Here is a 14,353-nt window from a genome sequence, read left to right as displayed (position 1 = left end):
CTTCAGGGGGCTCGGCGATGAAATTCACTAAGCTGCGCCTATTGGGCTTCAAATCCTTCGTGGAGCCGATGGATTTTATTATCGAGACGGGGCTCACTGGCGTCGTCGGGCCCAATGGTTGCGGCAAGTCCAATCTGGTGGAATCCCTGCGCTGGGTCATGGGCGAGAACAGCTACAAGAATATGCGCGCCTCCGGCATGGATGACGTTATCTTTGCTGGCTCCACCAACCGACCTGCCCGCAACACCGCTGAGGTGACCGTTCATCTCGACAACAGCGACCGCACCGCACCTGCCGGTTTCAACGATAGCGACGAGCTGGAAATTTCCCGCCGCATCGAGCGCGAGAATGGCTCCAATTATCGCATCAATGGCAAGGATGCGCGCGCGCGCGATATCCAGCTGCTGTTTGCCGATGCCTCCACAGGCTCCCGCTCACCGTCGATGGTGGGGCAGGGGCGCATTGGCGAGATCATCAGCCAGAAGCCGACACAGCGCCGTGGCCTCTTGGAAGAAGCCGCAGGCATCTCCGGGCTGCATAGTCGCCGTCATGAGGCGGAATTGCGTCTGAAGGCCGCTGAAGCCAATCTGGAGCGCCTTGAGGACATCATGGCGCAAATATCGACCCAGCTTGAGGGACTCAAGCGTCAGGCCCGTCAAGCCAGCCGTTATCGCAATCTTTCCTCCGACATCCGCGCAACAGAAGCAACGCTCTATCATCTGCGCTGGCAGGAAATATTGGCCGAAGAGGAAAAAGCAAAGGAAGCCCTGCGTCTGGCCGACCTGAAGGTCGCCGAGGCGACCACGGCTCAGTCTGCAGCCGCTCGCGAAGAAGCCGTGGTCAATCATGCCCTACCAGCTTTGCGCGATGAATCCGCAGCCAAAGCCGCCTCTTTGCAGCGCCTGACATTGGCGGCCCGCGAACTCGACAACGAGGAAAAGCGTGTTGAAGAAAAACTCGCCGATCTCGCCCGTCGCATCGAGCAGCTCAAGGCCGATAAACTGCGCGAAAAGCAAATGCTTGACGAGAATGCGGATCTGCTCAAGACCCTTGATGACGAGCGGGCAGAGCTGACCGCCGAGGATGAGGGCGCAGCCAAGACACAAGAAGCTGCAGATGAAGCGCTCAAAAAGGCCGAAGAGGATCTGGCCAAGGCGGAGAGTGTTGCCAGCGACTGGACCTCCCGTCTGGCCGAAGCTGAAGGTTCTGCGCGGCAATTGCAGCAGGCAACGGAAGCCGCAAGAGGGCGTCTGGCGCGCCTGTCCAGCCAGAAGGCCCAGAGTGAGCGCGATCTGGATCGCGTCAACGAACAATTGGACAAGGATACCGGGCTGGATGACTTGCGCGAGCAGGTGGAAAGCGCTTCCGAGGTTTTGGCGATCCTCGAGGAGGAGACGGAAGCTGCCACCAGCGCCGTGGCTGACGCGCGCGAGGCTGAAACCACGGCCCGTCGGGCGCGTGCTGAAGCCGAAAGCGCCTTTAACCGGCTCGACACCGAAGCCCGTACGCTGGCCAAGATCGTCGAGGGCGGGCAGGACAAACGCTATCCGCCAGTGCTTGATAGTCTCAAGGTGGATGCTGGCTACGAGGTGGCACTCGCCTCCGCGCTCGGCGAAGATCTTGATGCACCGCTTGATGCAGCCGCGCCGCGTCATTGGGGTGAGATGGGGGGCGATGCTGAAGATCCGGCCATGCCGCATGATCTGCCTTGCCTGAGCGCCTATGTGTCCAGCCCCGAACGCCTGACCCGCCGCCTTGATCAGATCGGCATCGTCGATGCCAGCCTTGGTGCTGACTTGCAGAAACACCTGAAGCCGGGCCAACGACTGGTCAGCCGCGAAGGCGATTTGTGGCGTTGGGATGGTCTGGTGATCCGCGCCGGAGCGCCCACACCAGCGGCCCAGCGCCTTGAACAGCGCAATCGCCTTGAAGAATTGGAAGGCCGTCTGGACGAAGCTGAGGAACGCCTCAACGATGCACGTAATGCCTTTGAGGAACAGCGCACCATCGCCTCGGATATGGCGCGGGAAGAACAAACCAAGCGCAATCGCTGGCGAGATGCCCAGAAACGCCTTTCGTCCCTGCGTGACAATCTGGCCAAAGCCGAGCGCGACGCCAACCAGATATTGGCGCGCAAGGCGACGCTGGAAGCCACCATCGGCCGGTTGACTGAGGAAGAGGGCGAGGCAAGGAGCGCCTTCGAAGATGCCGAGAAGCAGCAGAAGGATTTGCCTGCCATCGATCATCTCCAGCGTGAGCGGGACAATGCACGGCTGATCCAGAGTGAAAAACGCAGCCTGCTGACTGAGGCACGGGCCAAGGCTGATAGTCTTGTGCGCGATGCCATCATGCGGGCTAAGCGGCTGGCCGCAATCGAGCGCGAGCGCTCAAGTTGGGTGTCCCGCGCAGAAAATGCCGATGCTCAGATCGCCACACTCGATGCCCGTTTGACCGAGACCGAGAAGGAGAGGGAGCAGCTCACAGACACTCCGGACGAGATCGCCATCAGGCGCCGCACCCTCTTGTCTGAAATCGCCAAAGCCGAGGAGGCGCAGAAGGAAGCGGGAGACAAGCTCGCCGAGGCAGAGCGCACCGCTCTGGAAGCTGGTGTGGCTGCCAAGAGCGCCATGGAAGCACTCAGCTCGACTCGCGAAGAACGCAGCCGTGCTGATGAACGCATCAATGGCATCAAGGCCCGCAAGGACGAACTGACCCGCCAGATAGACGATGCCATGGATTGTGCCCCCGCCGCCACCTTTGGCTTGTCTGGCCTCAAGAAAGACGCGCCGCTCCCCGCCATGGCATCGGTGGAAGGGCGGCTGGAGCGCCTAAAGAATGAACGTGAGCGGCTCGGTGGCGTCAACTTGCGCGCCGACGAAGAGGCGGGGGAGATTTCCGAACAGCTCGTCACCATGGAAACCGAGCGGGACGATCTGATTGAAGCCATCAAGAAGCTGCGCACGGGCATCTTCAACCTCAACAAGGAAGCCCGCGCCCGTCTGCTTTCTTCCTTTGACGTGGTCAACAGTCATTTCAAATCCCTGTTCGCCAAACTGTTCGGCGGCGGTGAGGCAGAACTCACATTGACCGATGCCGATGACCCGCTTCAGGCTGGCCTTGATATCATCGCCCGTCCACCGGGTAAGAAACCCCAGACCATGACGCTGCTTTCAGGCGGAGAACAGGCGCTGACGGCCATGGCGCTGATCTTTGCGGTTTTTCTGACCAACCCGGCGCCGATCTGCGTGCTCGATGAGGTTGACGCTCCGCTAGATGACGCCAATGTGGAGCGCTTCTGCGCCCTGCTGGAAGAAATGCGGACGCTTACGGAAACCCGCTTTGTCACCATCACGCATAACCCGATCACCATGTCCCGGATGGATCGACTGTTCGGCGTGACCATGGCCGAGCGTGGCGTCTCGCAGCTTGTTTCTGTCAATCTGGAAGCGGCGGAAGAGTTGATCGCAGAAGATGAAAACCGCGCGGCCATAGCTACCGTGCCGCCGGGCTACCCGCAGCCGTAAACGTGACTTGCACTAGCCATGTTGAGGGGGCGGCGATAGAACGCGCGCCCCTTTCATTCTGCATTAAAATCTGCGCTAGTCGTCTTCTTGTGGCAGATTGTCGGTGATGTCGTAATAATCACCTTTGTGCGCAGCGAAAATATGCTTGGTCAGGCGCCGGCCATGGACATCATCGATGCAGCCCACAGAGACAGCAATTTCATCTCGCCATTCAGGATGCCGATCCGCATGCCAGAAGAGCGACGAGCCGCATTTGGAGCAGAAGCCACGGCGCGCAAATTCGGACGACTGATACCAAGCCAGAGCCTCCTGCCCCTTTTTGATCACCAGATTGCTGAACTGGATCGTGATGCTGGGCCAGGCATGGCCGCCCCATTGGCGGCATTGCTTGCAGTGACACATCACCATGGGATTGGCATGACCGGGAAACTCGAATTCAACGGCACCACAAAGGCACCGACCTGTCAGCATTTCATCCATGATATGTCTCCTGCTTTTCTGCATGCTATTCTTGCGCCGCGACTATAGCGCCATTGGGCTGCAAGGGTCCAACATATCGTGCAAATTCATCCATAAGGGAAATTGATGCACCGCTCAGGCTACAGCGCATAGCGCAAGCGTGCCCGAACGGCAGAAATGTCAGCTAAACTGTAACAATCGCTCCAAAGGCATCGCCATAGTCTGCCCCCAGAGCTGACCCCGTCTGAAGTTCGATCATGGTCGGAGCTTCAAAGCCGCACTGTTGCAGCTCGTCTTTGAGGCTATGGGGCGAGAAATATTGCATCCAGTTATAGATCTCGAATGTCTCGTCAGGGCATGCGATCAGATAATGATCAAGCCCAGTCGTCGTCTCGGGCCAGAGCCAGCTTTTCTTGAGGCCAACATAGGGAGAGGGTGCCCAGAAGCCCCCCATGAGGTCTGCTTCCAAAACCGTGCTCTGTTCAAGCTTCTGGAACATGTGGTCAGAGAAGACATCAAAGATGATGGCCCCGCCGGGATTAAGCTGTGCTTCGCATGCGGGCCAGCAGCGTGCGGCGTTGACTGGGGGAGAGCGCACAATAGTCAGCATAGATCAACAGGACCAGATCCTGCTCTTGCGGCAGGGGATCTTCCAGATAATTGGCTAGACGGTAGCTTGGTGCACCAGTCGGCGCGGCTGACGGGGCATGGCCGCGTGCATAGGCAAGCGATGATGTGGAAATGTCCACGCCGGTGACTTGCGCCCCTTTTTGGGCCAGCCGATTGGCATAAAGCCCCGGACCGCAGCCAAGATCGCAGACCCGCTTGCCATCAACGGCAAAGCGTTCGGCAATCCAGTCGACAATCGAGACGATGCTCTCTTGCTTGCGGGAGGCCAGATCATTGCTGCCATCGATGTGAAAGGCGAGCATGCTGGCCGCTATATGGGGGCGGGTCCAGAGGTCTGGAGCGGTATATTGGCAAAAGGGGGCCGGACGTTCGGCCATAGTGCAAAGAAGGTCATACATGACAGGGTATCCATACTAGGCGCCAAGCTGTTGGCGCGCAAAAGCAGGTAGAATTGGGATACAAAAACCCATCCGGCCATATGGCGGGACTTTTGGGTGGAAGGCCGCGCTCTTGTTAAAGGCGCAGACATGTCATGCTGAATAAAAGAAAGCGCTTTATGGATAACTCTTTCACAGGGCGCAAGCAAGGCACAAGGAATGCGAATGTACACTTTTCAGCGCAAGGATTTGTGCCTAGTCTTTAGGAAACCGATTGTTATAGGGAAGGTGCGCCGATGACCGACCAAATTTCCGCTGATCATCTCAAATTGACGCTGTATATCGCCAACAAGAATTACTCATCCTGGTCTTTGCGTCCCTGGATTGCCATGAAGACCAAAAATATCGTCTTCACCGAGCATCTGCTGCAATTTGATGAGGCCACCGGCCACGCCCATTTCATCGAATATTCACCGACCAAGAAAGTGCCGGTTCTGAAAATCGAAGAAGAGGGCAAGGAGCCTGTAATCATTTGCGAAAGCCTGGCTATTCTCGAGGTGATTGCAGATCTATTCCCCGAAGCAGGGCTCTGGCCTGTCGATGTCATGGAGCGCGCCAAGGCACGGGCCTTTGCCGCAGAAATGCATGGCGGATTTTTCGGGCTGAGAGGCTCATGCCCGATGAATATCAGGCGAGAGATCAAACGGCTCGACCTGGATCCTTACAGTGCCGCCGCCGTGGTCAAGAATGTAGAACGGATCGAACAGATCTGGCGTGAATGCCTTGATGCCTCTGGCGGTCCCTTCCTGTTCGGTTCCTTTGGCGCGGTGGATGCCATGTTTGCCCCGGTGATCAATCGTTTTGAAAAATATGAACTCACCGACAGCGAGGTGTTCCATGCCTATCGCTTCGCCATCAAAACCCTGCCTGCCTGGAAGGAATGGGAAGAAGAGGCCCTGAATGAGCCTTGGGTCGTTGAAGAAGACGAAGCCTGATGCTCTGACCTTTGGTATGCCGGAGTGCGAAAGGCGGTCAAACACGCCTACACAGGGATTGGCCCGTATCGGGCTAGTCGAACAGACGGTCGACCTCGTCCTGCGCGGTCGGGTGATCGATGGCCAGCATCCAGTCGGTTGCATTGGCTGTATCGTTGATCAATGCACTGACGCGATCAATGAGAGGCCGCACTTCAGTGGAAGCCATGAAGGCGACACTATCGAGAAACTCGTTTGAGAGATCGCCATTCAGATCCACGATGCGTTCGATCAGCCCTTCAATCTTGACATCGATCTCATGCACCAGCGACTCGAGTTGGTCACGGACTGCCGGCGGCACTGAATCGTAAAGGGAAATGGCGAGTTGTTTTTCTTTGAAGGTTGATTGCTGGAAATAGTCCGCATAGCCCATGGGGCGCCAGGCAACGATATCCTCGGCGCATTCGGGCATGGCTGACAGCATCTCGATCAGCATCAGCACTTCATTGAAATGGTTGAGATAGTCAGTAGCAAGCAATGTCGATGGATTGATGTTGGCGTCCAGCAACAAATTCGCATCAGGAAGGGTAGACATTTCTGACATCGGGTGACTCTCAACGCAACTTCATTGGCATTCAGGCGACGCGACCAGTCTGCGAAAACAGCTTTATGGGCAACTGGGGAGTGATATCTTCATGCCAATTACCGCAAGTGTCACGGCAGTGTGCAAGACATTCAATCCCCGCTCAATGTTGCCGCATACATGCAGTAAGCGGTTCTCAAAGACGGTCCAACTTAACCATAAGGTGCTATAGTTTCCAAATACTTGACGTGGCCTGAGGTCGGTGAAAAAGATGAAACAGGATAAAGATTTAGCAAACCCTTTAGAAGAAATCGAATTGGACAATCATGACCGGTAGACTGCATCTTGTGGCAGAAGAGATTGAATTGATTAAATTTTTCGGTGTAGCGGAGCTTTTGCCCGGTTTGCACAAAATGCCGCCTAGACATAACGTCGCACCGAGCACTCCGGTTCTGACAATCACCCATGAATATGGCAAACGCACCGCTCGGCTGATGAAATGGACTTTTGTGCCCGATTGGGTAAAAGATCCGCGTGATTTCACGCAAATCAGCACCGCTCGCATGGAAACTGTCGAGAAGAAGCCTTCCTTCAAAAACGCAATTCGATACCGCAGATGTCTTGTGCCTGTGACCGGCTTTTATGAATGGCAACGGCAAAAGGAGAGCGGCGAGGGGATACCGCATTTCTTCCGGCGTGACAATGAGGGCCTGTTTGCGCTTGCTGGTATCTGGGAAACATGGATGGGTCCCAATGGCGAGGAGTTTGATGGGCTCGCGTTGTTGACTGCGCCAGCAAAGCAGCCTTTTCGCACGATTTCCGAGAGGTTGCCCCTCATCATTCCACCTGATGACCATGATACGTGGTTGAACACCCGTTCCGGTCGTTTTAATGAAGCGCGCCCGTTACTTAGGAGTGCTCCACCAGACGATCTGATGGCTTACCCTGTTTCCAATCGCGTCAATAATCCAAACATTGATGATGCATCCTTGGTGGAACCGTTAAAGACCCCTGAGGGAAACGCCGAGCAGGTGATCTCGGCACACGATAGCATCAAAGTGAGCAAAGCAAAGGCTTCCAAGGCGGAGGAGGGGCAGAAAAATCCAAAAGGACAGCCTGAAGAAGATGCGCAGTTGGATCTATTTTGACAGATAGAAGTCGGGACTGGCATTGATAACAAGACGGGCTCGGCCCGTTTCTCGACTGCGCTATGATCGGGAGCTACGATGAAGGCAGGCTGTTTCCAACAGCCAAAACATCCGTTACTCCTCAAATGACAAAGGGCCCGAGAGAAATCTCTCTCGGGCCCAGAATTCGTGGACTTCAAGTCTAAGCTAAGCTTAGATTAGAAAGAACGTTTCAGGTACAGTTTGCCTGCTACGTCGTCCCAGTCAGTTGCAGCTGCTGCGTCGAAGTCAGTTTTTTCGTAACCTACACGAGCGCCAATTTCGAGATTAGCAACTGGGGTGTAGGTGATCTGAGCGGAAGTACCCCAGGTTTTGTAAGCTGCTTCGTCGAAATCAACGTAACCAGCGTCAACACCGAATACCAGGTTGTCAGCGAAGGCGTATTCGAAGCCACCGTTAACAGCCCATTTGCTCCAGGTGTTGCCCAGGCCGTCGTTGGTGTAGCCATCTTCATAGCCACCAGCGATACCGAAGGTCAGGCCTTCCATCAGGTTGAAGGAAGCTTCACCACCGATGATGTAGCCAACGTCAGCAGAGAAAGCGCCGTTCCAGTAACGAGACTGGTATACAGCACCAGCTACGTTTGCAGAACCCCAGCCCTGCTTAACAGCCAAGCGAGCAGCGAGGGAAGGAGCGGTCATGCCAGCGAGGCCAGCAATGCCGGTGCCGTTGTATTCTTCCAGAGCGATGGTAGCGGATACGCCGTTACCCAGGGAAGCAACATAACCAATGGTCTGCAGGTCACCGTGGCCGATGCCGAAGTCATCATAGTACAGGCCAGCGTTGAAGTCGACGATGGAGTCGGTCAGACCAGCATACAGGCCGCCGAGCTGCAGGTAAGCTTTATCGAATGCAGCGTTTGCACCAGAAGTTGCGCCAGCACCTACGTTGTCATCATATTCGATGTGAGCAGCAAGAGTACCGAATTCGGTTTCTTCTTTAGCATCGAAAGCGATGGTGGTTTCGGTGTAGTAGCTAACTTCGTCTACAGTGTTGCGCTGTACGCCACGGTAGTCAACGAAGCCGTTCTGGATGCCGAATTCAACTTTACCAGAGATCTTCAGGCAGGTATCGGTACCTGGGATGAAGAAGTAACCAGCGCCGTATGCATCGCATACTTTAACGTAATCTACTGGTTCTGCTACTGGCAGGTCTGCTGCCTGTGCTGCACCGCCAGCTACCAAAGCAGCTGCGGAGCCAAGGATGAGGCTCTTGATGTTCATGTTTCTGACCTTCATTGTCATAACAAAAAAATATTTTTGCAGTGACCAGTCCAGTCAGAACTGTAGTTCACTGCTTGCGACAAGATTGACAATACTCGTTTCTCCGGCGGGTTCAATCGACTCTCGTCTTCGCTGAGATCACTTTGCGAGGACTGTTGCACAAAAAACACAAAATACGCTCTATGCCCCGGATTTCTGCCAATTCGTTACTGAATTCTTAACGGGATTTATGTGTATTCTCGTGCTTTTTGAGCGTTTGTAGTGGGCAATGAAATGGCAAATAGGAATTTTATCCGGGTGGTTCGATCCGGAATCTGTCGTCAGGGGACTCAAAATCCACGCGTTCGGAGCACAAAATGCATCAAGCAGGGACTAAGAAAACCGGATTCGAAGCTGTTTAGCTGGTCAATAGGGAATCGATTCTGTCAAATAGACGCGAGGTGCATTGATGAAGTCGATGATTCCGCCCATTTGTAACCCTAATAAAAACGGCCGCTCCTGCTGGTGCAGAGGCGGCCGTTTTATAATTAAGAGTGAGCGATGAAGACAGGTTCGTTACGAGTCCGAATCTGAATCTTTCTTGCCGAATGGCCAGATACGCGAGAAGAAGCGTTTCTTTTTGCCTGAATTTTCCTGCTGCTTGAGCTGTTCCATCTGCGATGCCACCTCTGGGGTTACATCGGTAAAGCGCTCTGGCGGCTGGGTCAGATAGGTTCGTTTGCCTTTTTCTCCATGCTTCTGGGCTCGGATCAGGGCAAGACGCTCCTTGACCTGCCTATCATATTCTTTCAACTCAGCAGGACTGACTGGTCCTTTGCTATAATCAGGTTCTTTGATCTGTCGAGCAAAGTTGGCAGAGGCGGTGTTGTTCTTGATAATGGAATCACGCTGTTCCGGCGGCAGACGACGAATGGCTTCCAGCAATTGCGCGCGCTCTTCGTCGGTCATATTTTCCATGCGCTCATTATAGATCTCGCGCAGTTTGTCCGGATCCTGTGGCCAGCCTGCTTGTGCGTAGGCTGGCAAGCGTTTGCCGTCTTCAGGCGTTGGCAGAGGTGCACCATCGGGTGGCAGTACGAGACCGGCGCGTGCAGAATAGTCTATTGTCTGGCGCTTCTTGTCGTTGGGCAGAGCGCCCAGCAAACCTGTGACATCGTCCAGCAACTCCCGCTCGTGGGTTTCGCCGGTGCCATAGGTTGAAGAGGAAATCCCTGAACAGGCTGAAAGCCCCATGCTGAGGGTCCCCAGCATGACCATGGCAATCAGGCCTGAAGGCTGAGCCGCACGGCTTTTGAAAGTTTCGGCACCGGAAAGGAAAAAGTCCTTGCACCTGCTGACTGTCATGACGATCTCGCCTTTTGATATTCGGGCATTCTCATGAATGCTCTTACGCAAACCACCTCGGGCACATCGTTAAAAATGTGCCAATTAGATTTAGACATACTTCCTAATGGGGCCGTAGATCAAGAGAAGCTTGTCTTTGGGCAAAGACAAATGCCCCGGATTGCTGGAAATATTGCTGCTTTTGCCACTAATCATTCATTTGCGGCATCTTTGCGGCTGGAATCGGGCGCTTTCTTCAGCTTTCCTGCTTTCCGTCCACCAAGAAGGCTCTCCAGTACAAGCAGCCCAGCTCCGACAACGATCCAGACGTCAGCCAGATTGAAAATATACCAGCTGAAGCTTCCTACGTGAAAATGAAACAGGTCGACCACGGCGCCATGAAGAATGCGGTCAAGGCCATTGCCAAGAGCGCCGCCCATGATAAGGCCGAGGGCAAGGGTCGTCAGCTTGTCATGGCTTTTCCAGATCCAAATGCCCAGCGCGATGGCTGCGACAGCCGCCAAGCCGATAAGCATATAGCGCCCCAGATCATCATCCTGTTGAAACAGGCCATAGGAGATGCCTCGGTTCCAGACTAGCACCAAATCAAAAAATGGCGTGATTCTGACCGGCCCTTCGAAACGCATGACCGCATCAATCTGGAAGCCGAAAAGCATCCAGAGCTTGAACGCCTGATCAACGACAAAGCCAGTCAAGGCAACGAGATATCCCAAAGACCGTGCAGACAAGCCTGTTCTCCAAACCATATTGGACTCACATCCAGCCCGCTTTCGGGCCTGTAAAGAAAAGCCGGGGTTCGGACAGCGCCAGACCCCGGCTTCACTATAGCTCTAAATGCGGCCGTTAGGCGGCATCAATTTCGCGGATGGCTGCTGCATCGCGAAGCGACAGGTCTGGATAAACCGGATCCGTGCCAACTTCGGGCAGGATCTTCCAGCTGCGCTGACATTTCTTGCCTTCTGCCAGAGCCGGAACAACCCCCACGCCAACCACCTCTTCAATGGTGAAGGCCCCTTCAGGCGCTTCGCCCTTGATCAACTCGGCCTGCGAGGTGATGGAGATTTCGGCCAGATCGATACCGTCCATCGCTTTGAGAATGGCCTCATCGGAGACATAGACCTTCGGAGCAGCTTCCAACGAAGACCCGATGCGCTTTTCCCGACGCTCGACTTCAAGTGCCCCGGTGACAACGCGGCGCAGCGCTTTCACTTTATCCCACTTGGCAGCCAACTCATCATCTTTCCAGTCGCCCGGAACGTCCGGGAACTGACGGAAGTGTACCGAATCATCTGCATTCGGATAGCGGCTCTGCCATGTTTCTTCCATGGTGAATGGAAGGATCGGAGCAAGCCACGCCGTCAGATGAATGAACAGCTCATGGATGACATAGAGCGCTGCCTTGCGGCGCATGGAGCTTGGTGCATCACAATAAAGAGCATCCTTGCGCACATCGAAATAGAAGGCAGAAAGCTCGATACCCATGAAATAGTTGAGTTCATGCATAATGCGCTTGAAGTCGAAACTGTCATAGGCGCCTCTGACCATATGATCCAGCTCATGGATCCGGTGCAGCATCAGCCGCTCCAGTTCAGGCATATCGGAAGGAGCAATCTCGGTGCCATCGAAATGCGCCAGAGAGCCCAGCATCCAACGGATGGTGTTGCGCATCTTGCGATAGGCATCGGCGATGGTCTTGAGGATTTCCGGCCCGATGCGCTGATCGTCCGAATAGTCGGCACTGGCCACCCACATACGCAGGATATCAGCACCATATTGCTTGATGATATCCTGTGGCGCGATGGTGTTGCCGATGGATTTGGACATCTTTCGGCCCTGTTCATCCATGGTGAAGCCATGGGTGAGAACCGCATCATAAGGCGCACGACCGCGTGTGCCGCAGCTTTCCAGCAGCGAGGAATGGAACCAGCCGCGATGCTGGTCGGAGCCTTCCAGATACAGATCGGCAGGCCATTTCATGTCGCCACGCTGTTCCAGACAGAAAGCATGGGTTGAGCCAGAGTCAAACCAAACGTCCAGAATGTCAGTCACCTGCGTCCATTCTTCAGCGTCATAGTCTGCCCCGAGGAAGCGCTCTTTGGCGTCATCGGCGAACCATGCATCTGCGCCTTCCTTCATGAAAGCATCAAAGATACGGCTGTTGACAGAGCTATCCTGCAGAACAACCGTCGGATCATCCTTCTTGATGAAGATGGTGATCGGCACACCCCATGCGCGCTGACGGGAGATAACCCAGTCCGGGCGGGTTTCGATCATCGAGCGCAGACGGGTCTGGCCGGATTTCGGAACAAAGCGGGTGGCATCAATCGCATTAAGGGCACGCTTGCGCAGAGTATCGCCTTCGCCATCGATGTTGCGATCCATGGCAATGAACCATTGCGGCGTGTTGCGGAAGATAAGCGGCGCCTTGGAGCGCCAGCTGTGCGGGTAGCTATGCTTGATCTTGCCGCGTGCGAGCAGGGAGCCCACTTCAACCAGCTTGTCGATGACGGCTCCGTTGGTGGTGCCTTCGCCGCCCTTACGGTTGAGAATATAGTGGCCCTGGAAAAGGGGGACATGCGGGAAGTAAGCGCCGTCTTCCATCACGGTATGCGGGATTTCCGGCGTGCCGCATTCTTCAAAGCGTTCGCGATTGGCAACAAAGACCTCATAGTCATCGGCGCCATGGCCTGGAGCCGTATGCACAAAGCCGGTACCGGCTTCTTCGGTCACATGGTCACCCGGCAGCATCGGAACGTCGAAATCATAATAGCCGTCGGCGCCTTCTTCTTCGGCGAACGGATGGGCGCATTCGGAAATCTGGGATGGATCGACATCGAACTTGCGTTCGTAGCCATCCACACGGGCGGCCTTGAAGACTTCGGCTGCCAGCGTGTCGGCCATGATCAGCTTGTCGCCAACCTTGCCCCAATTGTCATCAGCCGCTTCGGTGATTTCATAAAGACCGTAGCTGATGGATGGGTTAAAGCAGATGGCGCGGTTGCCCGGGATAGTCCATGGCGTGGTGGTCCAGATGACCACATCCGCATCCAGCAGATCATCCATCTTGTCCGGATCGACAGTGCCGTGCAGACCCGTGATCGGGAAGCGCACCCAGATGGTGTAGGACGTATGGTCGTGATATTCCACTTCGGCCTCTGCCAGAGCGGTTTTCTCGACGATGGACCACATGACCGGCTTGGAACCCTGGAAGAGCTGGCCGGACATGGCGAATTTCATCAATTCGTTGGCGATGCGGGCTTCGGCATCGAAGGTCATGGTGCGATATGGGGTCTCGAAATCACCCACCACGCCAAGACGCTTGAATTCTTCGGACTGAACGCCGATCCAGTGCTGTGCGAATTCGCGGCATTCCTGACGGAATTCCTTGACTGGCACGGCATCCTTGTTCTTGCCCTTCTTGCGATATTTTTCCTCGATCTTCCACTCGATCGGCAGACCGTGGCAATCCCAGCCCGGAACATAGTTGGAATCATAGCCGCGCATCTGGAACGAGCGGGTGATGAGGTCCTTGAGGATCTTGTTGAGCGCATGACCAATATGCAGGTTGCCGTTGGCATAGGGAGGGCCATCATGCAGTACATATTTCTCGCGGCCAGCAGAGCGTTCACGCAGGGCCTTGTAGAGATTCATGTCCTCCCAGCGTTTCAGGATCTTTGGCTCATTCTTGGGCAGCCCCGCACGCATGGGAAAGTCGGTCTTGGGCAAATAAAGCGTTTCGGAATAATCGCGTTCTTCAGTCATTATCTATCACTTCCGTGAAGCTCGGCCATCGTGACAGGCTCTTTGAGAGCAAAAGCCGCGGGGAGGAATATGCCTTGGGCATATGGTTTGCGGCTTGGTCCGGATCGGTCAAGCTATTGAATTCGTGGGAAAAGGCATCAGGCAGCAGAAAGGCAGCCCGGCCTCGTGGTCGTCCCGGTCCCTCGTGGGCGCGTCAGTTGCGCCAGTCACACGAAGGCCGGGCCAGTAATTCGACTGGCTATCGGCCCAATACAGCCTCGGGCGGGTGGTGCGAAATACCGTAGCGTGGC

General features: G+C 55.2%; 11 protein-coding genes. 3 read left to right on the top strand and 8 right to left on the bottom strand.

Annotated features, from left to right (window positions below; all coding sequences use genetic code 11):
- Positions 1 to 17 precede the first annotated feature (17 nt).
- Positions 18 to 3,524, top strand: coding sequence for a chromosome segregation SMC family protein (locus ACKPCT_RS11470; protein WP_319569261.1), 3,507 nt, complete (start codon positions 18 to 20; stop codon positions 3,522 to 3,524).
- A gap of 75 nt (positions 3,525 to 3,599) precedes the next feature.
- Here ACKPCT_RS11470 and ACKPCT_RS11465 read toward each other — a convergent pair whose 3' ends face one another.
- The 3 genes from ACKPCT_RS11465 to ACKPCT_RS11455 all read right to left on the bottom strand — a co-directional run bounded on the left by ACKPCT_RS11465 (position 3,600) and on the right by ACKPCT_RS11455 (position 5,011).
- Entirely contained in the window at positions 3,600 to 4,004 is a 405-nt protein-coding gene (locus tag ACKPCT_RS11465) for a GFA family protein (RefSeq protein WP_244544630.1), read from the bottom strand.
- A gap of 163 nt (positions 4,005 to 4,167) precedes the next feature.
- The gene (locus ACKPCT_RS11460; protein ID WP_319569260.1) at positions 4,168 to 4,482 is read right to left on the bottom strand and encodes a hypothetical protein; all 315 of its coding nucleotides are present in this window, start codon (positions 4,480 to 4,482) and stop codon (positions 4,168 to 4,170) included.
- A gap of 40 nt (positions 4,483 to 4,522) precedes the next feature.
- Positions 4,523 to 5,011, bottom strand: coding sequence for a class I SAM-dependent methyltransferase (locus ACKPCT_RS11455; protein ID WP_319569259.1), 489 nt, complete (start codon positions 5,009 to 5,011; stop codon positions 4,523 to 4,525).
- Between the two features lie 275 nt (positions 5,012 to 5,286).
- On the opposite strand from ACKPCT_RS11455, the gene ACKPCT_RS11450 reads away from it, so the two are divergent.
- On the top strand, positions 5,287 to 5,985 hold the full coding sequence (locus ACKPCT_RS11450; RefSeq protein WP_319569258.1) for a glutathione S-transferase: 699 nt from the start codon (positions 5,287 to 5,289) through the stop codon (positions 5,983 to 5,985).
- Between the two features lie 73 nt (positions 5,986 to 6,058).
- Here the strand turns inward: ACKPCT_RS11450 and ACKPCT_RS11445 are convergent, their stop codons facing one another.
- Positions 6,059 to 6,568, bottom strand: a complete 510-nt coding sequence (locus ACKPCT_RS11445) for a hypothetical protein (RefSeq protein WP_090070758.1) — start codon at positions 6,566 to 6,568, stop codon at positions 6,059 to 6,061.
- A 305-nt stretch (positions 6,569 to 6,873) separates the two neighbouring features.
- Between ACKPCT_RS11445 and ACKPCT_RS11440 the strand changes: the two genes are divergently transcribed.
- A complete protein-coding gene (locus ACKPCT_RS11440) occupies positions 6,874 to 7,695 on the top strand; it encodes an SOS response-associated peptidase (RefSeq protein ID WP_319569257.1) in 822 nt (273 codons plus the stop codon).
- 197 nt (positions 7,696 to 7,892) lie between these two features.
- Here the strand turns inward: ACKPCT_RS11440 and ACKPCT_RS11435 are convergent, their stop codons facing one another.
- The 4 genes from ACKPCT_RS11435 to ileS all read right to left on the bottom strand — a co-directional run bounded on the left by ACKPCT_RS11435 (position 7,893) and on the right by ileS (position 14,063).
- Positions 7,893 to 8,957 (bottom strand): porin, encoded by a 1,065-nt coding sequence (locus tag ACKPCT_RS11435; protein ID WP_175527976.1) that lies wholly within the window; start codon positions 8,955 to 8,957, stop codon positions 7,893 to 7,895.
- Between the two features lie 555 nt (positions 8,958 to 9,512).
- Positions 9,513 to 10,301 carry a hypothetical protein gene (locus tag ACKPCT_RS11430; protein WP_319569256.1) on the bottom strand — a complete coding sequence of 263 codons (789 nt, stop codon included), beginning with the start codon at positions 10,299 to 10,301 and terminating at the stop codon, positions 9,513 to 9,515.
- Between the two features lie 191 nt (positions 10,302 to 10,492).
- The gene (gene lspA / locus ACKPCT_RS11425) at positions 10,493 to 11,029 is read right to left on the bottom strand and encodes a signal peptidase II (RefSeq protein ID WP_319569255.1); all 537 of its coding nucleotides are present in this window, start codon (positions 11,027 to 11,029) and stop codon (positions 10,493 to 10,495) included.
- A 115-nt stretch (positions 11,030 to 11,144) separates the two neighbouring features.
- The gene (gene ileS, locus ACKPCT_RS11420) at positions 11,145 to 14,063 is read right to left on the bottom strand and encodes an isoleucine--tRNA ligase (protein WP_319569254.1); all 2,919 of its coding nucleotides are present in this window, start codon (positions 14,061 to 14,063) and stop codon (positions 11,145 to 11,147) included.
- Between the last annotated feature and the right edge of the window lie 290 nt (positions 14,064 to 14,353).

The sequence above is a fragment of the Cohaesibacter marisflavi genome (assembly GCF_963665895.2).
GTDB classification, from domain to species: domain Bacteria; phylum Pseudomonadota; class Alphaproteobacteria; order Rhizobiales; family Cohaesibacteraceae; genus Cohaesibacter; species Cohaesibacter marisflavi.
The sequence above is the reverse complement of the archived record's forward strand: the minus strand, read 5'-3'. Positions and strand labels throughout refer to the sequence as shown.